The sequence below is a fragment of the Planococcus notacanthi genome, assembly GCF_030407825.1.
Lineage (GTDB): Bacteria > Bacillota > Bacilli > Bacillales_A > Planococcaceae > Planococcus > Planococcus notacanthi.
In genome coordinates, this window is sequence record NZ_JASDCQ010000003.1 from 139412 (window position 1) to 162611 (window position 23200).

Below are 23200 nucleotides of genomic sequence, written 5' to 3' on the forward strand. Positions count from 1 at the left end.
TTAAATGTGGATTTGGAATGGAATTGGAATGAAACCAGCATCCATCTTCCCTATTCCTCTGAAAATCTTAAAGCGCTTTTAGATGCCATATGCAAGAGGGAAAACTCATTTCCTCAAGTAGATTTTTGCATGTGGTGCGATAATTTAACGATGGCTTGGGAAGATGAAGATTTAGATGGTCAGGAGGAATTGGCTTTTCTTATTGCAAGAGATATTGAGTGTCAATGGGACTTGCATTGGTACGAGTTTTATTCTCATGAAAAGCTGATGAAGATGGACCTCTCCAAGTTGGAATTGCCCCCCGATTGGTTTAAAGAATGGGCAGCTGAGTTAGACGGAAAATAACCAACAAAGACTAGGGATTGAATGTAACTTATGTGCAGTTAAGTTACATTCAGTTAAAAGATTATTAGACTAAAAAACAAAACGATGCTTTAGAAAAAGAGGGTGTCCTATGAAAAAGCTGGATATTTTAGGATTAGAAACCAAAATTGAAATTAAGATATTGGAAAGGCTTTATCCTGAATCAATTGGTTCATGGGAAGGGGATTGGGTTAAGGCAGCCATAAGAATCGAAATCCCAGGATATTCCGCTAATTTTCTTGCGGATTTAAGAGCTGAAGAACTTAAAGAATTTCGTGATCAATTAGCTGCCATGAATCAAGAGTTAAAAGGAACGGCCTCCTTAATTTCAATAGAGAATGCTATTGAAGCAAAAGCTGTGATGGATTCTTTTGGAGGAATTTATTGGGAAGTGAGCACTCGTTATCCGATCAGCACCGGAGCTGTTCTTACTTTTGACTTTGGTTCGGATCAGAGCTATTTAAATCAATTGGTTAAGGAACTGGATGAAGTGCTGTCAGAATTCCCTGTGCTTGAACACCCAAATGACTTAATAAGCCATGTAACTGATCTTTTTAGAAAAATGCGCAGTTCTAAAAGAAAATAAAAGCGCTTTATAGGAGACACTTAAAGATATTTATTTTGGTTTTGAATGTAACTTATTGTGAATTAAGTTACATTCAATTCGGCAATTTCTTTGGTTGCAAAACAGAAGACCAAAAATGGAGGGGCAACAGATGGAATACAGTGGCGGCTATTTTCTTCTTTCTGCAGCAAGCGCCAATCAAGCTTATTATCTTAAACAAGTGGTCGACGGTGGATTTTGCGTCGAAAAGCTGATTTCGATGGATGAGGAAGTGGGCGGCGTCTTTCCCAACATTTTTGACATTTGGTCGGGCAGAAAGCCCAAAAGGCCGACACCCGTTTTATCCAAAACGGTGCTGGATAAGGTCTTGGTATCTATGCTATTTGGTACGTTGGAAGAAGCACGGGAAGGCTTCCGAGAAGCAAGAACTCAGGATCCATCGGTGAGTCTGATCGGCATCAGCCTTGACGAGAAACATCTTCCAAACTTTCACGACTGGCGGGATCATAGCAATGACATGAACGGTGAAGGTGTCGTCCTCTGCCTGGAGAAAAAGCAGCCAGCCAGCAGCGGGATATTCGCCGGCTACGACATTGCGGGGTATGAACTTGGCGGGAGGTTCCTTTCCTTCCTGGGTAATGACTTGCTACAGGATTACCTGGCTTTTGATCGGAACCTTTCAATCAATAAATACGGTTTGTTTCCAGAACGGCAGAAGGCAGAAGAGCTTGCTCGTTACACGAATGATGTGCTCAAGGACCTGGTAGGAGCAGAAGAAGACTTGATGTGGCTCCCATGGAAAATAACAATTTATGAAGGCTTCTAAACTGAATAAAATATTTTGGTTTTGAATGTAACTTATTAGCAATTAAGTTACATTCGAAACCTGTAAAATAAAAGAGTTGCAGATCTCAAAAAATCAGCAACTCTTTTGTATGTATGCTCATTTTTATAGTTGGAATAGATAAAACGAAAAGAAGATTAGAAATATAGCCAGGGCTGTAAGAATTCTGTTCGTTCTTTTACTGATCTCTTTGTCCAAAAATGAAAGTTTTCCAAAAAAAGAACTTAAAATATAAGCTAAAACACCTGCTAAAATAGCTCCTATTAACGTGCGGAAGTCATAAATATATTCATCAATGTAACTGATAAGAATAATGGAGAAAGCAACAGAAAAACCAGTCATATGGTACTTCAAGCTATATTCTTTTTCGCTGTTCAAATTAATTCCCCCCTTTGCTCAGCAAGTTTGTAATTACTATACTAACTAACTTCGAATAAAGTTTCGATTTTTCAAAAAAGAAGACTTTCTCAGGAATTTTTTGATGAATTTGAATGTAACTTATTGGTAATTAAGTTACATTCAAAATTCCAATTCATAAGGGCTCACAAAAATTAAAATAACCTCGTGTTCTTTTTCAGTTATACTAATATTTAGAAATAGAGGGGGTTATTGGGGTGGAGAAAACGTTAGCTATTTACATCGCTTTTGGTGCAGCCATCGGATTCTTTTTCGGGGGGATCTGGGAAGCTATTGCGGCAATAGTCTTGATTTATATTGCGCTAAGAATTGATCATCTTATAAAAAAATTCGAATACAGAAGACAAGCTTAACTAAAATAGAATACGCAAATTAAAGGTCGTGTTCGAAAAAAGAGCACGGCTTTTTATTGAATCTGAATGTAACATAAGTACAGTTAAGTCACATTCAGAACCCTTGAGAGCTTAGGAAGAGGTGGACTTGTGTGAAATATATCTTAAATGCCTTAATTACCGTTTTATTATCTATTATCGGATTTTATGCGATTTTGACTCTTTTAATTTTCACCATGAGTGATAGTGATGAAGTGTTGCTCTATGCATTTGCAATTGTCATAGGAATTTTACTTATTGTTATCATCAATCAATTAGTTAGATTAAATGACAAACTGGAAAAAAAACATGAACTTATCTGATTTTGAGGTGAAAAAATGCAGTTGTTTAAAAACTTTATATTAATAGTCTTTTCGCTACTAACCTCGCAGCTCGTTATGTACTACCTTATTGATGAAATAATTGTGATTTTTGCTTCTTCATCGGTGCCTTACATACTTGGGAGATGCTTACTGGGTTTTGTCATTTTTGGATGTTTAAAGTTTCTGATGAAAGAATTTGAAATTGATTCTGTCTATACAGAATTGGCTATGATACTGTACCTGATCCTTTTAGTTTCCATTACTCTTTTTAAAGGAGATTCGAAAACATACGACTACAACTTCGTACCTTTCCATTTCTTAAGTTATGCTTCCGAAGTAAACCCATCAACATTTATAGCTGCTATATTAATTAACGTGCTATTGCTTGTACCTCTAGGAGGGTATTTGCGAATAAAGAATATAAAATTCGCTATTTCATGGCAAGTCATTCTTTACAGTAGTTTGACAATAGAGGGGCTTCAGTTTGTTACAAAGCGTGGATCTTTTGATATGGATGATTTAATTTTAAATACTGTTGGTGGGTGTTTAGCGTATTTTGTATTAGGTCGTGTCTATAATCGAATTCTAAGAAACAAACTCTCTACTCCATTCAGATTCTAGGAAAGACTCAATAATAAGAGAATGAAGAGAGGTGAAAATCTTGAAAAAATCGAGCAGCATCTTTCATAACATTTTAGGTTTTGTAGGATTTATTCTAATTTTTATTGTGTTATCTGAACTATTTCTGAATCGTGATGACCAATTGTTTTCAGGAATTCTTTTTGTGGCTTTATTTTTCGTAGTCTTGAACATCCAATTTCTAAAAAAACAGCTGACCATTATGAAAAGAGATACCAAAAACTAAAACCACAAAGTGAATGTAACTTATTGGCAATTAAGTTACATTCAGAACAAAGGAAATACTGATTTTTTATAAAAGAAAAAGGACCTTTAAAAAGGCCCTTTCACTAAAATATAGTTTTAATTTATTAATCGATTAGCTGTTTTACAACGGCCATTTCTTTGCCAAATCGATCTCCATGGTCCTCAAATCCCAAACTCGCATATAAATTATGGGCATTCAAGTTGTCTGGGTGATAGCCGACCACAATTTTTGTGGCATTCAGTGATTTGGCCATCTCAGCAATCATCAATTTAGTTGCAGCTTTCCCAATTCCTTGGCCTTGGAAGGCTTTGTCTACCATTATTCGGTATACCCAATAGCCGTCAAGTTCTTCTGGAACAGAGTTATACATCAAAAAGCCAACCGCTTTATCGCCTGTATAGATGGCATAAGGTTTTAAGCTAGTTTCAAACTTTGACTGAGCGATCGATACGGCATTTGGTTCCATGTATTGCGTTTGTTCATCTGATACCTCTAGTTCACAGCAGTCATACCAGTTTTCTGTGTTTAATTCGACGATTTTCACATTTTCTGTATTCATAATTTTCCCCTTTCGATTTTCGGGGAACGCGAAATAGAAAAGTTAATTAGGCGTTATCCCCTTGTACTCATTGATGGTAACGGTGATGTTGTTTGTCATAATGAACGCCTCCTCAAATAGCTATGGCCCGTTTAATGAAATTTCCGGGCCTTTTGACTATAGCATTTATTATTGCCCTTTCCTAGGCATTTTAGGAATAATATACCAATAATGAAATGGGGATCTGAATGTAACTTAATCTAAATTATGTTACATTCAAAATGCTTATTCCAGTGAATTTCGAAGAACAAGAACAGCATGTGAAATGTTAGAAGAAATGATACATTTAAAAGGCTATTCTATAAGGGTTCAAAATCTTAATTTAAATAGCTACGAGTTTACAGATCATTGAGTTATCGGTAGTACAAAGGAAGACTGGATGCCTACAACCTTGCATCCAGTCTTCCTTTATTTATAAAGACAATTTTATTTTGAATAACAACCTGTAATTGTTAAGTTACACAATAAATTTCGTGAACCAGGCAATGTACCTTGCCCCGGGTAAAAAGAATAATTGGGCAAGTACCGTACCCAGTAATCGGGAAGCGATCATCATTACAGCAATACTTTTAAGATTCAAGTAGCTACCGCGCCGATTGAGGACATCATCGGCTAACACAGAGATTTTCGGATCGACGAAAACAATGAGCAGGATGGTGGCCAATCCATTTATTAGACCAGAAGCCATGATTGCTGTAGCAGCTCTTTCGGGAACAATGATTGCTGCATAAAGTGCAGAAAGAACACCGATTGTATAAACCGCCGTAATAATCATATTAATAAAAAATAACTGGACCGGAATGTCTTTTAAACGGACGCCTTTTAAGTAAGAGAGCTTTGGCAGATGAATGTGCCCAATTCCTCTTTTGATATAGCCGATATTCATCCCTTTTTTGACCAGCCCAGGTATGGATCCCCTTTCGGCTGAAAGATGAATGATAGCACGTGAAAAAATAGAGATGAAAGTTGGAAGCAAAAGTATTCCTAGGATCGTTCCGATAGTAGAGGAACCGATGATCATCCGGTATTGAGCCTCGACGAATTCAAATGTATTCGTCTCTGGAGCAGAGTCAATTAAACTCCCAGTAAATGGTTGCTGCATCATATTTGCCAAACGAGAAACCATTACCATGACATTGAACAAAGACAGAGCAGAGGCCAATAGGCGTACTCTTACTCCGGATAAGCGCACGGCATAGGCCAATGTTTCGATGGAGTGGATGATCAAAACGAATAGAGCAATCAAAATTAATTTCTCTGTGAAAAGTTCCAAAAGAAAACCTACTTTTATTTTTATCCTTATATTACCATAGCCTTGCAGTTTAAAAATGAAAAATAGAAATATTGATTGCCAATTTGATATTTTCAGAAAAATTCAGGAGTTTACATATGAGGGATTATCGGAAGTAGAGCACAACACTTATAATCAGCCCTCTTTGGAGCAAGACTTTGATGGGGTTCTTTTTTACGTAGCGCTCACCGCAGCAAGACGGTAGATAACACCCCAAAAAGATAGCTAACTGATTCAACTTGCAAACATCTCCCATAAAATAATCGAGTATGGTAGAATTTCATCATATGTTTATAAATTATCTGGCATTTTTATAGAAGGATGCGAGAAAGAGCAGGTGCGGAAATGATTGTCGGAATAGATGCAGGCGGTACGTTGATCAAAGTGGCGTATACCGAAAAAGGGAAAGTCCATTTTGAAAAATATCCGATTGCTGAAATTGAGCGGGTTGCCGGCTGGGTAAATGGTCTTGGCGACTGTCAGGTTTGTGTGACAGGAGGAAAATCGGGTGTTCTGGTTTCCTTGCTCGATCAGCCAGCACAGGAAATGGTGGAATTTGAAGCGACACACCTTGGTGTACAAGTATTGCTTAAAGAGATGGACCTTCTGGAGGATGCTTATCTGGTGACGAATGTGGGAACCGGAACTTCCATCCATTGCATTCAGGACAATGTCCAGGAGCGCTTAGGCGGTACCGGAGTCGGTGGCGGAACATTGATTGGCTTGAGCCATCTATTGACGGGTGTTACCCGTTACGATGAGATTGTGGCGTTGGCGAGCCAGGGATCCCGTGACCGGATCGATTTGAAGGTCAAGCATATCTACGAAGGCAAGGAGCCTCCGATTTCGGGTGAATTGACGGCCAGTAATTTTGGGCAAGACTTATTTTCGATTTCAAGTGATCTGACAAAAGAAGAGTTGTTGGCCACGGTCATCGGGTTGGTTGGCGAAACGGTCAGTACGGTGAGCGTTCAAGCAGCACGGCAATGCAGAAGCTCAACCATTGTGTATATCGGTTCTTCTTTCATCGACAACCCATTATTAAAAGAAGTGGTGAAAAGTTATACGATTCTGCGCGGCTCTGTTCCCGTGTTTCCCGATAATGGAGAGTTCTCAGGAGCGATGGGCGCCATGTCTGTTTTAAACAAAAAGACTGTATAACTTCTCTGTAAAAAGACGTCTTCTGTCCAGCCATTGTGATGGCAGGATGGAAGACGCCTTTTTTAATGGAAAGAAGAGTTGATATTACGTTTTTGCAGTTTCAAGTTTCCAAAGCTGCAGCCCGCTCCAGGCAAAGACCAGGGAAGCAATATAAAAAATGCTGGCAATCGTCAGAAAATCGACGAGGTAGCCTGTGGCGATGACGGCAATGGCCGCGGCGACCGATGTCCAGACATGGTAGTTTCCGATTTGTGTCCCAGCGATTTCTTTTGTCACATAGCGTGCCAAAACCGTTTTTTCAGAGTTTTTCTGAACAGCTCCCAAGACGCCCATAAGTATTTGCAGCATGTATACATGCCAAACCTCTGAGGCCAGCGGAAAGAACAGCAACAAAATCGCCATTCCCCAGGAGTAGATGGAAAGCAGGGTTTTGTCTCCGACCCGGTCTGCATATTTTCCAATCAGCGGGTAGCACAGGGCAGCGGTCAAAGCGAACAGGCCGTATGCCCAGCCAAACTGGGCATAGCTGTCGCCGACGTTCCGGATCAACAGAATATAAAACGGGAATATCATGCTGGAGGCCATGCCGATGGTGCCTTGGTAGTAAATGAAACGTTTGTAGTTCATGGGCGATACTCCTCGTAAAATAAATTCATGAAGCGATGGTCCGGATCAAAACGGTCCTTCAGTTCGAAAAATTCTCCAGTTCTCGGATAAGCTTTCTCCATTTGTTTTTTTGTGGGATAACCGAAATAAGGCAAGTAATAACTGCCGTCATGCGCAAGTGTAGCATCGATCATTTCGCGCACAACTTCCTGCGTCTTTTCCACACTTTCTGCATCGGTTCCCTGATTGATCAACAGCACAAGCGAAAACATGTCCTCTTTGGCGTAGGACAGGACCGCATTGTCATTTTGTTCAACATAACGGATGGTGACATTCAATAAATTGAAATCGGGGTGAGCTTCAAGCACAGCTTTCAAAGCAGGGATATATTCTTCAAATTGCCCGATCGGAACAAAGTATTCCTGAAGAATTTCGGTTTTTCGGCTATTGTCGTACTCCATAAATTCTGAATCTGATCGCATGGCATTGTTTCGGGAAACCAGATTGCCATCGATTTTTTCTGTGTAGATTTTTTGGGTTTCCCAAAAGCTGTTTTTGCCGGCATCGTTAATGCGCGAAAGGCCAAGGAAAAACTTCGGCACAGCGATGAGGTTTTCAGTCTTCAACTTTTGGTAGTCAGCCAGCTGCTTCTGGTCTTGTGCAGACTTGTAAGTGATGGTGTACATCTCTTCCATAAAAGTTTCGGGTGAAATGGAAATGCGGGCCAAGTGCATGGCGGCCTCTGGGTCATCTTTTACTTGCTGTTTGAAATAAGAAGGATAATCACTGTAAGACATGCTGTTTGTTTCGATTTCATACAACTCATCGTCCGTAAGCTGGAGCGTGACATCCAAGATGATGCCGAACAAGCCATAGCCGCCGATGACAGCAGCAAACAACTCCCTGTTTTCTGTGGGACTTAACTGAAGAATTTTTCCATCCGCATTCATGAAACGCATCGAGGACACCGTATCCGATAGACCCCCGTTGCGGATGTCCAGTCCATGGGCGTTGACGCTCAGCGAACCGCCAACCGTGAAGATATTCTGTGATTGGCTGACTTTCAGCGATAAACCATGTGGGTTGATGGCTTCCTGAATGTCCGCCCATGTCGCACCGCTTTGGACTGTCACTGTTTTTGCTTGCAGGTCGACTTCCAAGATTTGATTGTATGGCTTCATATCGATCATGATGCCGTTCGGGTACACCGTCTGTCCGCCTTGGCTATGCTGCATGCCTGCGATGGAGAGGATATCTTCGTTTTTCTTGGCTTCTGTAACGATTTCCTGAAGCTCCGCCTTGCTCATGCCTGCCTTCACGGTTTTAATGTCGACGGGCAAAAGCCGCTGATGCAGTTCGTCAGCGGGGCCATTTGATTGTACCGAATAAAGGTAAATGGACAAGCTGAAGATGCACAGGTAGAGAAGGACCATCCAAACTGTTTTCATCCTACCGCCATCCCTTCGCTCAAATTACTTTATTGATAAGACCGCAACGATACGGAATGGTTCCCATGTTACGTAAATAATAGATAAAGATGAATTCTTTCTTACGGATTGGAATTTAAAAAAGAGACGCCGCGTCTGGGGCATCTCTGAACCTGCTTCTTATTCGCTGATGATGGTCAGTTTTTCGCGGATATCGGTACGCTCCTGCTTTGCGGGAACATGGGCAGGGTAGCCGATCATCATCGTAGCGATGATTTTCTCGCCGGGCTTCACGCCGATGGCTTCGCGGAACACGGGGTTGTAGATCCAGTCGTTGGAGCGCCAGATCATGCCGATGCCGCGTTCCCATGCAGCCAGCTGGAAGTTTTGCAGCATGGAAGAAACTGCGCCGTAGTCTTCATCCCATCTTCTTTGTCTCGGATCTTCAGGCATGACGACAACCAGGTGCAACGGAATGCTGCGGAAGTAATCGGCTTTATTCAGCGCTTTGGGCGGGATTTCTCCATCCGGTGTACGCATGGCTTCAAGAAACGCCTGGACGAACTTTTCTTTTCCGCCGTCTGTATACAGCAGAAAACGCCAAGGTTCATTGACTTTATGGTTCGGTGCCCATTTAGCCACGTTCAAAAGCTCGATGATCTCTTCGACATTGACAGCATCAACCTTGAATTTCTTGATTGAGCGTCTTTCCATTATATTTTGATCAATAGCGTTCATCATTGTAAGTCTCTCCTTTTCGCAATGTACATGCGGGTATCTATCTTCATCCTACCATGTACAGGCCAGAAAAGCGTATCAAAACAGACAAAAAGAACAAGGCTGACAGCCCGAAATATTGGTAGAATAGAAGCATAAGCAAGGAGTGGATTAAGTTGAAAAAAGCTGTAGTCATCGGGGGAGGCATCACCGGCCTTTCCGCCATGTATTATTTACAGAAGCTGAACCAGCAGGAAAACCTTGATCTTGAGCTGGTGCTGATTGAACGGGAACCGCAGTTAGGCGGCAAGATTAAGACGGTAGCAGACGATGAATTTATTATGGAAGTTGGAGCGGATTCCATCGTTGCACGCCATGCCAGCGTCATGCCGCTGATTGAAGACCTTGGGCTTAAGGAACGGGTTGTCTACAACGGCACAGGAATTTCTTATTTATATGCCAATAATGTGCTGCATGCCATTCCAAAGGATACGGTATTTGGCATTCCTATGAGTAAAGAAGCGCTCTTCAGTTCGACGCTTGTTTCTGAAGAAGGAAAACAAGAGGCGTTGAAGGACTTGGACAGTGCCAACAACAGCTTTACACGGGACAGCTCAATTGGAGAGTTTCTTGAAGCGTTTCTTGGCAAGGAATTGGTCGAAAACCAAATTGCACCTGTTTTATCAGGGGTCTATTCGGGGAATCTACACGAATTGACCCTGGCTTCGACATTGCCGTATCTGGTTGATTACAAAAATAAATACGGCAGCATCATTAAGGGGTTTGAAGCGAACAAAGAGTTTTTCCAAGGGGCGGTGAATAAGAAGTTCATTTCTTTTGATCAAGGGATGCAGGTTCTGATCGATGGCTTGGAGAACAAATTGGAAGATGTCCGTATTCTGAAAGGGACTGGAACCCGATCGGTTAAGAAAGACGGAGAACGTTACTTGGTTGAGCTCGAAGACGGAGAAGCGATAGAGGCGGATTATGTGATTTTAGCGACGCCTCATCAAGTGGCCCAGAAGCTTTTAGGAATAAAAGAGTTGGATAATGAATTCGACCAATTCCTGAATTCGTCATTGATCAGTGTCTACATGGGGTTTGATATTCCAGACAAGCAGTTGCCGGAAGATGGGACCGGTTTTATCGTCTCACAAGAAAGCGATCTGCATTGCAATGCCTGCACATGGACCAGCCGGAAGTGGAGCCATACGTCGAAGAGCCATAAATTGCTGGTTCGGCTATTCTACAAGAGCTCGCATCCCAGCTATGGCATGCTGAAGGATTTGTCTGAAGACGAACTGGTCAAAGTGGCAAGAGAAGATGTCCGAAAAAGCTTGGGAATCGAGGAAATACCTATGGCTGTTGAAGTGACGGGTTGGAAAGATCTCATGCCTAACTACCATATGGGCCATAAAACAGCGATCAGTGCGTTGGAGCTGAAAATGGAGAGCTCAGTGCCTAACGTGAAACTGGCGGGTTCTTCTTATTTTGGCGTAGGCATTGGTGCTTGTATCCAAAACGGTGCTGATTTGGCAAAAATCATTGCCAATCAATTAGTTGATGTAGAGAACGAGTAGGAAAAGAGACCTTAGCGGGTCTCTTTTTTGATGGCTAACAAAAAATTAATAGCTGAATTTTTATCTCTAAAATCAAAAAAGCCGTTTATCCCTAAAAAGGACAAACGGCTAATTGAGAATATCGGTAGATTTTTATCAATTAATTACTTTGTTTCAGTAAGATCGGGAACTGAAAGACCAAGGCCTTCAGCTACGCGTTTACCGAATTCAGCATCTGCTTTGTACAAATGGCTGATTTGGCGAAGCTTGATGTCTTCTTTGTCGACAGCGCTTAAGCCGCCAACGAATGTTGCCACAAGACGTTCTTGCTCTTCTGGGCTTTGCAGGCGGTAAAGGTCGCCTGGTTGTGTGTAATAGTCTTCTTTGAAATATGGCACTGAATCCGTAACGCCGGTTACTTCAAGTGGAGCTGGTTTAGCAGCTGCAGTTTCAGTTGGTCCGCCGTAGCTGTTTGGCTCGTAATAAACAGAACCGCCTCCGTTATTGCCGAAGTTCATTTGGCCATCGCGTTGGTAGTTGTTGACTTGGTTTTTCGCTGCGTTGATCGGCAGCATCTGGTGGTTAGCGCCTACGCGGTAACGGTGTGCATCATGGTATGCGAACAAACGGCCTTGAAGCATTTTATCCGGTGATACGTCGATGCCAGGAACCAATGTACCTGGAGAGAAAGTGGCTTGCTCGACTTCAGCAAAATAGTTCTCTGGGTTGCGGTTAAGCACCATGCGGCCAACTTCGATCAGTGGGTAGTCTTTGTGAGACCATGTTTTCGTTACATCGAATGGGTCGAAGCGATATGTGTTCGCATCTTCCAACGGCATAACTTGTACATACATTTTCCAAGCAGGGAAGTCGCCTTCTTCAATGGCGTTGAAAAGGTCTTCTGTGTGGAAATCAGGATTTTCGCCAGCGATTTTGTCAGCTACTTCCTGCGTGATGTTTTGGATGCCTTGCTCAGTCAAGATGTGGTATTTGATCCAAACAGATTCGCCTTCAGCGTTTGTCCATTTGAATGTATGGCTACCAAAACCATGCATGTGGCGAAGTGTTGCAGGAATTCCGCGGTCGCCCATCAAGTAAGTGACTTGGTGCAACGATTCTGGTGATAATGACCAGAAGTCCCACACTGCGTTAGGGTTTTTCAAGTGCGTACGTGGATCACGTTTTTGAGTATGGATAAAATCAGGGAATTTAATTGCATCCTGAATGAAGAAGATTGGCGTGTTGTTGCCGACTAGGTCATAGTTTCCTTCTTCTGTATAGAATTTCAACGAGAAGCCACGTGGATCGCGGACAGTATCAGCAGATCCAAGTTCGCCTGCAACTGTTGAGAAACGGGCGAATAGTTCAGTTTTCTTGCCGACTTCTGATAGGAAAGCAGCTTTTGTATATTTAGATACATCATTAGTGACTTCGAAATAACCATGAGCGCCTGCGCCTTTAGCATGTACTACACGCTCAGGAACACGTTCTCTGTTGAAGTGTGCAAGTTTTTCAAGAAGATGAACATCTTGCAATAGAACTGGGCCGCGTTGTCCGGCTGTCTGTGAGTTTTGGTTGTCTCCGACTGGGGCACCCCAGCTGGTTGTTAAACCTGTTTTGTTTGTACTCATGAATCGAACACCTCATTCTCTTTTTTTGTGTTAAGCACTACAAACTTAATGATACCATTTTTCAAATGAAAATCAATCCTAAGTAATAATGATTATAATTAATGGAATACTCTTTATGTCAAACTATTGACTTGAATCCAAAAAAGAATGAAAGAAGAGCAGCACCGGTTTGACCGATGCTGCTCTTTTCCATCTTTATTTGCGCTTGCGCTTTTCTTGTTACTTCATGACATTCAAACGCTGGTAGCTGTCGAAATGTTTGCCCCAGTAGCTGTCATTCATGCTGGTGATTTGCACTTTAGCGCCTCCAGCATGAAGGAAGCTGTTGTTGCCGATATAGATGCCGACATGGGAAATCCCCGCACGATACGTATTTTTAAAGAATACAAGGTCGCCGACTTGCGGTGAACTTACAGTGGAAGAGATGGCATCAAGTCCGGTAGTGTTGGTGCGTGGCACTGTAATGCCAGCTTGGTTGTATACATAATAGATGAAGCCGCTGCAATCAAATCCGCCTGGAGCGGCACCGCCCCATTTATAAGGAGTGCCTAGGAAAGAGTTGGCGATTGAGACGACTGATGAAACTTTTCCGGAAGTCGAAGGTGCTGCTACAGGATTAGATACGGTCACAGGCTGCTTGCTTACGGAGGTGCCGTCGACTTTCAATGTTTGGCCAACACGGATCGTGCTTGTTTTCAAACCATTTGAGCTCATCAATTGAGAAACTGACATGCCGTAACGTTTCGCGATGTTCGTTAATGTATCGCCGCTCACTACGCGGTAGGTGCTGGTTTTAGAGACAGCAGGAGCGGCGGCTGGTGCTTTGACGACTGTTGCGGGTGCAGTTGCTTGTGCTTTTCCGCTGACTGTCAGTTTCTGTCCAGGTCGGATGTTGCTGCCTGACAGTTTGTTCAATTGCTGAATGGAGCTGACGCTGGTGCTGTGAATGCGTGCTATGTGTGATAAAGTGTCTCCTGCTTTTACTGTATATGTACTGGCAGAACTGGCTGATGTTTTAGGAGCGCTGGTCTTTGTTGGAGTGGCTGCCGGAGCTGAAACTGCTGCGACTTTGAGTGACTGCTTCGGATAAATTGAATTGGATGATAGCTTATTCCAAGTCAACAATTGGTTCACTGAAATGTTATTGCTTGAAGCGATCTTCCATAGCGTATCTCCTGGCTTCACTGTGTAAGTACTGGCTTCTGTATCGGAAGTCCCGATTGCAAATGTTAGTGCAGTTGCTGCAAATAATGTAAAAATAATCTTTCTCATTCCCTAACCCCTTTTTCTCTATCTATTTATAGATAATTCAATCTATTATCTCTGAGTTACTTAATTCTATATAATTAGTTCTTCATAGGCAATAAGTTTTAATATTACATTTGTGTTACAAAGATAAAGGTAGCAGAATTCCGGTTTGAAAATATTTTTTAATTGATTTTGCCAACAGGTGATTGACCAACGACTTCTATTACTAACTATCGGCATTTTTTATGGAAAGTTAATGGCTAATGTTAAAAAATTATCTTTTACTTTCTGAAGTGAAAGGGAAAGTGACTGTTCGCCTTTGAAGATTTCAATCGCTCATAAACGAAATATCTCTAAGATGTAGGTCTTTTATAAAAATAGGGACTAATCTCATACAAAAGATGAGTCTTTGAATTGTTGCAATATTACTTTTTTTCTGACATCATAAAATTAAATCGTTAAGACAACGCTTTCATAAAAGGAGGAGGAAAAAGAAATGTATGCGACGCTTGGCAAAATCTTTGATCAGACGGTAAGCCAATACCCGGATAAAGAAGCACTGGTTGATATAAGAAGAGGGCAAAGATGGACCTATTCGCAATGGGATGAAGAAGTCCATCGGTTAGCGAATGCGCTGACGACAGCAGGAATCAGCAAAGGCGATCGGGTTTCAAGCTTTTTGTTCAACAACAGTGAATTGCCTACCGCATTGTTTGCTTGTGCAAAAATTGGGGCGATCTTCAATCCGATTAATTTCCGCTTAAAGGCCGAAGAGCTGGCGTACATTTTAAACGATGCTACTCCTGAAGTTGTTTTGTTTGAGAGAGCGTTAAAAGAAACAGTTGCAGGGGTGGCGGCCCAGTTTCCAAGTATCCAATTCTGGTATATAGATGAGGATGTGCCGGATTATGCAGTCAACTACCGTGAACGGATCAACGCTGCGTCAACGGCAGATTCGACTGTAGAAGTGGATGAAATGGATACGTACGCCATCATGTACACCAGTGGAACGACGGGGAGGCCGAAAGGTGTAATCCATCGCCATCGTGATATGGCTGAACAAAGCATGACATGCATTGCGATGCTGAAATACACCAAAAATGACGTAGGTCTTGTTATTGCGCCGATGTTCCATTGTGCAGAATTGCATTGTTGCATCATTCCGCGGGTTCAGGCGGGTGCATCCAGCATCATCATGCATCAATTCAATCCTCAAGCCGCAGTGGACACAATTGAAAAAGAGAAAATTACAGTCATGTTTGCAGTCCCGACCATGTGGAGTATGATGTCCGACATCGAAGAAGCGGATTTGAAAGTTAAAACATTGGAGCGGGGATTGTACGGCGCGGCTCCAATGGCACCAGTCCTGGTTAAACGCGTCAAGGAAGTGCTTGGAATCGATTTGATCCAGGCGTATGGCCAAACGGAAATGGGACCGGCCATCACGTTCCTTGCTGAGGATGAGCAGCTGACCAAAGCAGGATCAGCAGGCAAACCTGCCTTTAACCATGAAATTCGAATTGTACGGCCAAACGAGAAGGGCCCTGCGGAACCGGATGAAAGATTGGGTGCATTCGAAGTGGGGGAAATCATCGTTCGGGGGCCAAGCATGATGGCGGGTTATTTCCATCGGCCGCAGGCGACATCCCGTGTATTGTATAAAGGCTGGTACCACACCAGTGATTTAGGATATCTGGATGAAGATGGCTATTTGTTCGTAGCGGATCGTGTGGATGACATGATCATCAGCGGGGGAGAAAACATTTACCCGCGTGAAGTGGAAGATGTGCTGCATGAGCATGAGCTGATTCAGGATGTAGCGGTGCTGGGAATTCCGGATGAAAAATGGGGCGAAGCGGTCATGGCGTTTGTGGTCGTAAAAGATTCTTCGTTGACGGAACAGCATTTGGAAGAATTCTGCCTCAACAACGATAAGCTTGCGCGCTTTAAGCGGCCGAGAACCTACCGCTTTGTCGATGAATTGCCCCGCAATGCCAGCGGCAAAATACAAAAGTTTTTATTGCGGGAACTGTACGCGAAAAGTAATGTATAAGAAAATGGCCTCTCAGCCAATTACTGAGGGGCTTTTAAATGAAAAAAGGGAGTGTTGTTTATGCAGATGAAACCAGTGGAAGAAACGATTGCAGGCGTATTGGGGATTGAATTCGGGGATATTACTCCAGACAGAGTAACAGCGACTATGCCTGTGCATGCAGCTACTCATCAACCGTTTGGTCAGTTGCACGGTGGAGCCTCGGTTGTATTGGCGGAATCGGTTGCCAGTGTCGGGACCTGGCATTTAATCGACCAGGAACATGAAATTGCGGTCGGTCTAGAAATCAATGCCAACCACCTGCGCGGCAAGCAAGAAGGCATTGTGACCGCCATCGGCACACCTTTACATAAAGGCAGAACAACCATGGTCTGGGACATCAAGATTGTAGATGAAGAGGAAAAGCTTATTTGCGTTTCGCGGTGCACGGTGGCGATAGTCAAAAAGAAAAAGTAACGAACAGTTTCCATTACGGCCAATCTATTGGCCGTAATGGATTTTTTATGGAAAAGAAAAATTGTTGTTAACAAAAACAAATTGTTGTTGTATACTGAATTTTAAGAAAATAATAGCGCTTACATTTTTCAAATGCCTTTTTTCCAAAAGGTTTTTTTAAAACAGTTAACATACCGTCCGTTCAGTATTTACATACCGTCCGTATAGTATGGTGAAGGAGGAATAAAAATGGCGGATTCATTATTTGATTTGACAGGGAGAACGGCGTTGATTACAGGAGGGGGAAGTGGTCTTGGGCGGAACATAGCAGAAATTTTTGCGGAGTATGGAGCGAATATAGCCGTTTGCTCCCGCAAAATAGCTAATTGCCAAGAAACCGTTGATCAGCTGGAAAGCCGCTACGGCATTAAAGCACTCGCTTATGAATGCAATGTCGGCAGCGAAGAACAAGTAAAAGCTGTAGTGCAATCGGTGTTATCTGATTTTGACAGCATCGACATCCTGGTCAATAACAGCGGGGCAACATGGGGAGAAGAGACAGAGAAAATGCCATTGGATGCATGGGAAAAAGTGATGAATGTCAACGTTACAGGGACTTTTCTTATGTCCAAGGAAGTGGGCCGGCATATGATTCGCAGTGGCTACGGAAAAATCATCAATATCGGTTCGGTCGCCGGTTTAAGGGCGGAACCGCCGGAAGTGCTGAATGCCATCGGATACAGTACGAGCAAAGCGGCTGTCCATCATTTCACCAAAGATTTGGCGCGCAAATGGGCTGGCCACGGATTGTATGTCAACGCTATTGCCCCCGGTTTTTTTGAAACAAAAATGACAAAGCACGTCATTGCACAGTATGCAGACACAATTGTTCATAAAAATCCAATGAAAAAATTGGGGGACACCAGATCGCTTCAAGGCGCCGCACTTTTCCTGGCAGGCGCCGCCAGTGATTACATCACTGGCCAAGTGATTGCAGTGGACGGCGGAAGTTCATTATAAAAATTCTGGCTGAAAGTTGAAAGAGCATCAAGTTCAAAAGGAGGAAAAGCATGGATAGACCTTGGTTAAAGCATGTAGCAGAAGGCAATCCGAAAAGCATTGAGATACCGGATATTTCATTGGTGGAATTGTTCAGGCAGTCGGCAGAGGAATACGCGGACCATACAGCGGTCACTTTTTTCGATAAGACTTACAGCTATCGGGAACTGGAGGAGGCGATTATTCATTTTACGAAAAAACTGGCTGGAATAGGTATTCGGAAAAATGACCGTGTGGCCATCATGCTGCCGAATTGTCCGCAATATCCCATCAGTTTTTATGCCGCACTATCTTGTGGAGCTACCATCGTCCAGTTGAATCCAATGTTCCAACCAGCAGAACTTCTTCACATTCTCAATGATTCGGAGACAAAAGCCTTAATTATATTGGATCGGTTAATGCCTTTGTTCGACAGCATAAAAGATCAGACTTCGGTCCAGCATATACTGGCTGTGGGCCTCGACGGTGATGCCGCAGAATCTGCTCCAATTGGCGGTATGACTCGCCTGACGATGGATCCCAAAGAAGATGTAGCGGTCATTCAGTATACAGGCGGCACAACCGGGCTCCCGAAAGGTGCAATGCTGACGCATCGCAACATCGTCGCCAATACCCTGCAAAGTGCTGCAACTTCTGAAGTAACAACCAAAAAAGGAAAAGAGAAGGTGCTGACCATTTCCCCTTTGTTTCATGTTTACGGCATGACCAGCGGCATGAGCGTTACTTTCTATAACGGAGGCAACATGATTCTGGTGCCGAAATTTGATGTTGGCCAAGTAGTGGAGCTGATTGAAAAAGAAAAGCCGACTGCATTTCCAGGAGTGCCTACCATGTACATCGCATTGCTGGATTATCATCGATCGAGAAAATTCGATTTGAGTTGTTTGGAATCCTGCAGCAGCGGAGCAGCTCCTTTGCCGCTGGAAGTACTTGACCGTTTCAATGCAATCAGCGGCACCACTGTGGCGGAAGGCTACGGTTTATCCGAGGCATCGCCTGTAACCCACAGGAATCCTGTTCGAAGCTTACAAAAAAATGGCAGTATCGGCATTCCGTTGCCGAATACCGATTCACGGATTGTCGATATCGCGACCGGGCAAGAAACCTTGCCGGTCGGCCAAGTAGGTGAATTGGTTGTGCGGGGCCCGCAAGTGATGAAAGGCTATTGGAACAGGCCGGAAGAAACCGCTGTGACGATTCGGGAAGATTGGCTGTACACGGGAGATCTCGCGAAAATGGATGAAGACGGGTTCTTTTACATCGTGGGCCGGAAAAAAGAAATGATTTTGGCGAGTGGATTTAACGTCTATCCAATCGAAGTGGAAAACGTCCTTTATCGCCATCCCGCCATACGGGAAGCAGCTGTTTTCGGAGTTCCGGATGCGTATCGTGGAGAAACCGTTCGAGCGGTTGTCGTCTTGAACGAAGAAGTGGCAGAAGAAGAGCTGATCGCCTATTGCCGCACCCAGTTATCGGCTTATAAAGTGCCGGAAGCGATTATCGTTGTGGAAGAACTGCCTAAAACGGCTGTCGGGAAAATACTGAAACGTGCATTGCAAAAACAGTACGCCGATTTATAAAAAATCAGGAAACGGGGAGATCAACATGCATTTACGTTTATCAGAAGAACAGGAAATGATTCAAAAAACAATACGCCGATTTGTGGAAAAAGAATTGATTCCACTGGAAAACGAAGTCCTGAAAAATGAAAGGGAAGGGCGTCCGAGCCTGGAACCGGAAAAAATGAAAGAACTTCAGAAAAAAGCCAAGGACTTCGGCTTTTGGGGCATCAATACTCCAGAGGAATACGGTGGGTCGAATCTTGGCCAAATGATGCTGGCCATCGTTTTGATGGAAGTTTCCAAAACCTTTGTGCCGTTCACATTTGGAGGTTCGGCTGACAATATCCTGTATTACGGCAATGAAGAACAAAAGAAAAAGTACTTGATCCCGACCATCAATGGAGAAAAGAAATCCTGCTTTGCCATGACGGAACCGGAAGCCGGATCTGATACGCAAAACTTGAAAATGACGGCTGTCAAAGACGGAAATGAATGGGTCTTAAACGGGGAGAAAACCTTTATCACAGGCGGAAATGAAGCTGATTTCGTCATGGTGATCGCTATTACGGATAAAGAGCTGCACCAGCAAACAGGGCGTTCCGGTGTTACTTGCTTTATCGTCGACCGGGACATGGGCTGGAAATCCGAATACATCGATACGATGGGCGAATGGGGACCTGCCGGATTGGTCTTCGACAACGTCCGTGTACCAGAAGAAAACGTCTTGGGTGAAATCAACCGCGGCTACAATTTGGGGCTTGAATGGATTGGTTTTGCGCGTTGGGTAGTTGGAGCGCGGGCAGTTGGGATGAGTGAACGGTTGTTGCAGATGGCGATCGATTATTCGAAAGACCGTAAAACCTTCGGCAAACCGATTGCGGAACGCCAGGCGATCCAATGGCCGATTGCTGATTCAGCAGTGGAAATTGAAGCGGCAAAATGGCTGGTGTTAAATGCTGCCTTCACGTTGGACCAAGGCGAAGATAATCGTCATTTGGCGTCGATGGCAAAATTGTATGGCGCAAACATGGGCAATCGGGTCGTGGATCGGGTTCTTCAAATCCATGGTGGCATGGGCTATACGCGTGAATTGCCGATTGAACGTTGGTATCGTGAGGCGCGGCTATGGAGAATTTACGATGGAACAGATGAAATCCAACGCATGATCATTTCAAGAAACTTATTGAAGGGCCACGTGAAAGTGGGCCAATCGGTTTAAACGAATGGAAGAAAAGGGAGGCATACCAATGGGAAATTCATTTGAAGGAAAAACAGCTTTTGTTACAGGGGGGAGCCGAGGGATCGGCCGCCAGATTGCCGAACGATTTGCCAGTGAAGGCGCCAATGTAGCGATCATCGATGTGAACGAGGAAGCGCTCCAGACAGCTCAAGAAGAAATGGCTGGCAAAGGTTATTCCATTTATACGAGAAATGCCAGCGTGACGGATAAAGAGCAGATAGAGCAGGCAATGAAAGAAGTGTTTGAGCGATTCGGTTCGATTGATGTACTCGTTAATAACGCAGGCGTCATCCGAGATAATATGCTGTTTAAAATGACGGACGAGGATTGGCTGACGGTTACAGATGTCCATTTGAAAGGCGCATTTTATGCGACACGGGCTGCGCAGCAATACATGACCCAAAACAAATATGGCCGGATCATCAATATTTCGTCGACATCGGCGTTAGGCAATCGCGGGCAAGCCAATTACGCCACAGCTAAAGCGGGACTTCAGGGCTTTACAAAAACATTGGCAATCGAACTTGGTAAATACGGCATTACAGCCAATGCAGTAGCTCCTGGTTTTATTGAGACGGATATGACAAAAGCGACGGCTGAACGCATCGGCGTACCTTTTGAAGAATTAGTCAAAGCGAGTGTATCCGCTATTCCGGTCGGCCGCAGCGGCAAGCCTGAAGATATTGCAAACGCTGTCGCCTTTTTTGCAGATGAACGTTCTTCATTTGTCAGCGGACAGGTTCTATATGTAGCGGGTGGACCGAAAAACTAAATGGGGAGGCGCAGCTATGCTGAAAGAAAGCATTGGGAAATGTTCAGACAAAGTGAAAAACACGATTGAAAGAGGGGCGGTCCGGAAGTTTGCAGAAGCGATCGGCGACCCTGCTCCCATTTTTATCGATGAGCAGGCAGGTGCCGCTTCGCGCTACAAACAAAACATTGCACCTCCTACATTTCCGGTGACCTTTGATGCCGGGAAAATCGAGGGATTAGATCTTCCTTCCAAAGGATTGATCCATGGAGAGCAAATATACCATTATGAAAGGCCGTTGCTTGTTGGAGAAGATGTCTATTGCTGGATGGAAGTAAAAGATTATTACGAGAAAAGCGGCAATTTCGGCGAGATGGGATTTTTGGTCGTCGTAAAAAAAGGGCAAAGCCCAGACGGTGAACTATTGTTTACGGAAGAACGCATCGTCATCATCAACGAAGCGGCCAGAAAGGGGATGGCGGTATGAACCGGATAGTGGATTTACAGCAAGGTGACCGTTTGCCACTTATTCAATTGGATCCAGTATCGCGTTTGGATTTAATCAAATACGCGGGAGCATCCGGCGATTTTAACCCCATCCATACCATCGACGCAGAAGCTGAAGCGGCAGGATTACCAGGCATCATCGCGCATGGCATGTGGACCATGGGGAATCTGGCGAAAATTTTTACGCCTCATCTGGAAGAAGGGTTTATCCAACATTACGCCATTCGTTTTAAAGGCATGGTCTTCCTGGGGGATGTCATTACGTTGAAAGCGACTGTTGTTGAAAAGCAGGACAAGCAAGTGACATTTGAAGTTCAAGCAGCCAATCAAAGCGACAAAGATGTACTGAAAGGTGAACTCGTTTTTGCATTCTAAGCACCTGTTTATTTGAGAAAAGGGAGGCGGACATTCGTGAAAAGAGATGCAGTGATCGTATCGGCGGCACGAACAGCAATCGGAAGGCAAGGCGGTGCTTTGTCATCCCTTCCTGCTCACGTTTTTGGAGCGGAAGTAATCAAATCAGCAGTAGAACGGGCAGGAATCGACGCAGCTGTGATAGATGATGTCATCATGGGCAATGTCTTAGGGGCAGGAGGAAATATTGCGAGGTTGACGGCATTGGAGACGGAGCTTGGAATGGAACTTCCGGGCATGACAGTCGACCGGCAATGCGGTTCCGGAATCAACGCGATCAATCTGGCGGCACAAGCCATATGGGCAGGGGACGGTGACGTTTTTGTAGCTGGCGGAGTTGAAAGCATGAGCCGGGCGCCTTACTTGATGGAAAAGCCGGAAAAACCCTATAGCCCGGGCATGCCGAAATTCAGGAAATCACCGCTGTCGTCCCAGAAAATCGGGGATCCGCCAATGGGGATTACAGCTGAAAACTTAGCGGAAAAATACGGCATCAGCCGTGAGGAACAGGACCGTTTTGCCTTGGAGAGCCAAAGGCGTGCTGGCCAAGCCATAGAAGAAGGGCATTTTGATGAGCAGATAGTGTCTATCCAAATTCCGGTTCGTGAAGGGGAGCCGATTGAATTTAAAAGAGATGAGCATCCCCGTCCCCAAACAACTGAACAAGCCTTGGCCAAACTGCCGCCAGCCTTTCTTGAAGGCGGCACAGTGACGGCCGGAAGCAGTTCAGGTTTAAATGATGCAGCTGCAGCGACAGTCATAATGTCCAGAGAAAAAGCAGAAGAACTGGGCCTCAAAGCATTAGCGGTAATCCGGGCGCATGCGGTTGCCGGTGTAGATCCAAATATCATGGGCATCGGTCCGGTTCCAGCAACACAAAAAGTCCTGAAAAAAGCCGGCCTTGAGTTGGCTGATATGGATTTGATTGAAATCAATGAAGCTTTCGCAGTCCAAGTGCTCGCCTGCGACAAAGAATTGAAGATGGATCTGGATAAAGTGAATGTCAATGGAGGGGCTATCGCACTCGGCCATCCACTCGGTGCGACAGGCGCTATTCTGATAACCAAGGCAGTTTACGAATTGCAGCGTTCAGGCGGGAGATATGCACTCATTACAGCCTGTATCGGCGGCGGCCAAGGGATTGCCACAATAATCGAGCGGGAGGGATAGCG

General features: G+C 44.1%; 25 protein-coding genes. 17 read left to right on the forward strand and 8 right to left on the reverse strand.

The window, feature by feature from the left end; all coding sequences use genetic code 11:
• Positions 1–6: 6 nt before the first annotated feature.
• From QMA01_RS11950 to QMA01_RS11960, 3 genes are all read left to right on the forward strand, one after another.
• Positions 7–345 (forward strand): hypothetical protein, encoded by a 339-nt coding sequence (locus QMA01_RS11950; protein WP_191715255.1) that lies wholly within the window; start codon positions 7–9, stop codon positions 343–345.
• A gap of 109 nt (positions 346–454) precedes the next feature.
• Positions 455–949 (forward strand): WapI family immunity protein, encoded by a 495-nt coding sequence (locus QMA01_RS11955; RefSeq protein WP_290215071.1) that lies wholly within the window; start codon positions 455–457, stop codon positions 947–949.
• Positions 950–1079: 130 nt separating this feature from the next.
• Complete coding sequence (locus tag QMA01_RS11960) at positions 1080–1754, forward strand: hypothetical protein (RefSeq protein ID WP_290215072.1); 675 nt, start codon at positions 1080–1082, stop codon at positions 1752–1754.
• Positions 1755–1877: 123 nt separating this feature from the next.
• Here QMA01_RS11960 and QMA01_RS11965 read toward each other — a convergent pair whose 3' ends face one another.
• Positions 1878–2150, reverse strand: coding sequence for a hypothetical protein (locus QMA01_RS11965; RefSeq protein ID WP_290215073.1), 273 nt, complete (start codon positions 2148–2150; stop codon positions 1878–1880).
• A 236-nt stretch (positions 2151–2386) separates the two neighbouring features.
• On the opposite strand from QMA01_RS11965, the gene QMA01_RS11970 reads away from it, so the two are divergent.
• From QMA01_RS11970 to QMA01_RS11980, 3 genes are all read left to right on the forward strand, one after another.
• Positions 2387–2542, forward strand: a complete 156-nt coding sequence (locus QMA01_RS11970; protein ID WP_290215074.1) for a hypothetical protein — start codon at positions 2387–2389, stop codon at positions 2540–2542.
• Positions 2543–2673: 131 nt separating this feature from the next.
• A complete protein-coding gene (locus QMA01_RS11975) occupies positions 2674–2883 on the forward strand; it encodes a hypothetical protein (protein ID WP_290215075.1) in 210 nt (69 codons plus the stop codon).
• 15 nt (positions 2884–2898) lie between these two features.
• A complete protein-coding gene (locus QMA01_RS11980; RefSeq protein ID WP_290215076.1) occupies positions 2899–3504 on the forward strand; it encodes a VanZ family protein in 606 nt (201 codons plus the stop codon).
• Between the two features lie 368 nt (positions 3505–3872).
• On the opposite strand, the gene QMA01_RS11985 is transcribed toward QMA01_RS11980, so the two are convergent.
• Both QMA01_RS11985 and QMA01_RS11990 read right to left on the reverse strand, forming a co-directional pair.
• A complete protein-coding gene (locus QMA01_RS11985) occupies positions 3873–4328 on the reverse strand; it encodes a GNAT family N-acetyltransferase (RefSeq protein WP_290215077.1) in 456 nt (151 codons plus the stop codon).
• Between the two features lie 496 nt (positions 4329–4824).
• Entirely contained in the window at positions 4825–5640 is an 816-nt protein-coding gene (locus QMA01_RS11990) for a lipid II flippase Amj family protein (protein ID WP_290215078.1), read from the reverse strand.
• 363 nt (positions 5641–6003) lie between these two features.
• Between QMA01_RS11990 and coaW the strand changes: the two genes are divergently transcribed.
• Positions 6004–6819, forward strand: a complete 816-nt coding sequence (gene coaW, locus QMA01_RS11995) for a type II pantothenate kinase (protein ID WP_290215189.1) — start codon at positions 6004–6006, stop codon at positions 6817–6819.
• A gap of 84 nt (positions 6820–6903) precedes the next feature.
• Here the strand turns inward: coaW and QMA01_RS12000 are convergent, their stop codons facing one another.
• From QMA01_RS12000 to QMA01_RS12010, 3 genes are all read right to left on the reverse strand, one after another.
• Entirely contained in the window at positions 6904–7446 is a 543-nt protein-coding gene (locus tag QMA01_RS12000) for an MFS transporter (RefSeq protein ID WP_290186273.1), read from the reverse strand.
• The gene (locus tag QMA01_RS12005) at positions 7443–8873 is read right to left on the reverse strand and encodes an FAD-binding oxidoreductase (protein WP_191715334.1); all 1431 of its coding nucleotides are present in this window, start codon (positions 8871–8873) and stop codon (positions 7443–7445) included. Before QMA01_RS12005 ends, QMA01_RS12000 begins: the two co-directional genes overlap by 4 nt.
• 159 nt (positions 8874–9032) lie before the next feature.
• Positions 9033–9590: a nitroreductase family protein gene (locus QMA01_RS12010; protein ID WP_290215190.1), complete on the reverse strand. Its 558-nt coding sequence runs from the start codon at positions 9588–9590 to the stop codon at positions 9033–9035.
• Positions 9591–9745: 155 nt separating this feature from the next.
• Here QMA01_RS12010 and QMA01_RS12015 point away from each other — a divergent pair, with 155 nt between their 5' ends.
• Positions 9746–11149: a protoporphyrinogen oxidase gene (locus tag QMA01_RS12015; protein ID WP_290186269.1), complete on the forward strand. Its 1404-nt coding sequence runs from the start codon at positions 9746–9748 to the stop codon at positions 11147–11149.
• Positions 11150–11292: 143 nt separating this feature from the next.
• Here QMA01_RS12015 and katA read toward each other — a convergent pair whose 3' ends face one another.
• Together katA and QMA01_RS12025 are read right to left on the reverse strand one after the other, a co-directional pair.
• Positions 11293–12759, reverse strand: coding sequence for a catalase KatA (katA, locus tag QMA01_RS12020; protein WP_290215079.1), 1467 nt, complete (start codon positions 12757–12759; stop codon positions 11293–11295).
• Between the two features lie 219 nt (positions 12760–12978).
• Positions 12979–14031, reverse strand: a complete 1053-nt coding sequence (locus tag QMA01_RS12025) for a C40 family peptidase (protein WP_290186265.1) — start codon at positions 14029–14031, stop codon at positions 12979–12981.
• A gap of 472 nt (positions 14032–14503) precedes the next feature.
• Between QMA01_RS12025 and QMA01_RS12030 the strand changes: the two genes are divergently transcribed.
• The 9 genes from QMA01_RS12030 to QMA01_RS12070 all read left to right on the forward strand — a co-directional run bounded on the left by QMA01_RS12030 (position 14504) and on the right by QMA01_RS12070 (position 23198).
• On the forward strand, positions 14504–16060 hold the full coding sequence (locus tag QMA01_RS12030; protein ID WP_290215080.1) for a fatty acid--CoA ligase: 1557 nt from the start codon (positions 14504–14506) through the stop codon (positions 16058–16060).
• Positions 16061–16120: 60 nt separating this feature from the next.
• The gene (locus QMA01_RS12035; RefSeq protein ID WP_203340610.1) at positions 16121–16516 is read left to right on the forward strand and encodes a hotdog fold thioesterase; all 396 of its coding nucleotides are present in this window, start codon (positions 16121–16123) and stop codon (positions 16514–16516) included.
• A gap of 228 nt (positions 16517–16744) precedes the next feature.
• Complete coding sequence (locus QMA01_RS12040; protein ID WP_290215081.1) at positions 16745–17515, forward strand: SDR family NAD(P)-dependent oxidoreductase; 771 nt, start codon at positions 16745–16747, stop codon at positions 17513–17515.
• Between the two features lie 50 nt (positions 17516–17565).
• Entirely contained in the window at positions 17566–19134 is a 1569-nt protein-coding gene (locus QMA01_RS12045; RefSeq protein ID WP_290215082.1) for a long-chain-fatty-acid--CoA ligase, read from the forward strand.
• Positions 19135–19159: 25 nt separating this feature from the next.
• Entirely contained in the window at positions 19160–20335 is a 1176-nt protein-coding gene (locus QMA01_RS12050; RefSeq protein WP_290215083.1) for an acyl-CoA dehydrogenase family protein, read from the forward strand.
• A 28-nt stretch (positions 20336–20363) separates the two neighbouring features.
• A complete protein-coding gene (gene fabG / locus QMA01_RS12055) occupies positions 20364–21128 on the forward strand; it encodes a 3-oxoacyl-ACP reductase FabG (protein WP_290186256.1) in 765 nt (254 codons plus the stop codon).
• 16 nt (positions 21129–21144) lie between these two features.
• On the forward strand, positions 21145–21594 hold the full coding sequence (locus QMA01_RS12060) for a MaoC family dehydratase N-terminal domain-containing protein (RefSeq protein WP_290186254.1): 450 nt from the start codon (positions 21145–21147) through the stop codon (positions 21592–21594).
• Positions 21591–21989, forward strand: a complete 399-nt coding sequence (locus QMA01_RS12065) for a MaoC/PaaZ C-terminal domain-containing protein (RefSeq protein ID WP_203340606.1) — start codon at positions 21591–21593, stop codon at positions 21987–21989. Before QMA01_RS12060 ends, QMA01_RS12065 begins: the two co-directional genes overlap by 4 nt.
• Before the next feature lie 36 nt (positions 21990–22025).
• Positions 22026–23198, forward strand: a complete 1173-nt coding sequence (locus QMA01_RS12070; RefSeq protein WP_290215084.1) for a thiolase family protein — start codon at positions 22026–22028, stop codon at positions 23196–23198.
• Positions 23199–23200: the final 2 nt, after the last annotated feature.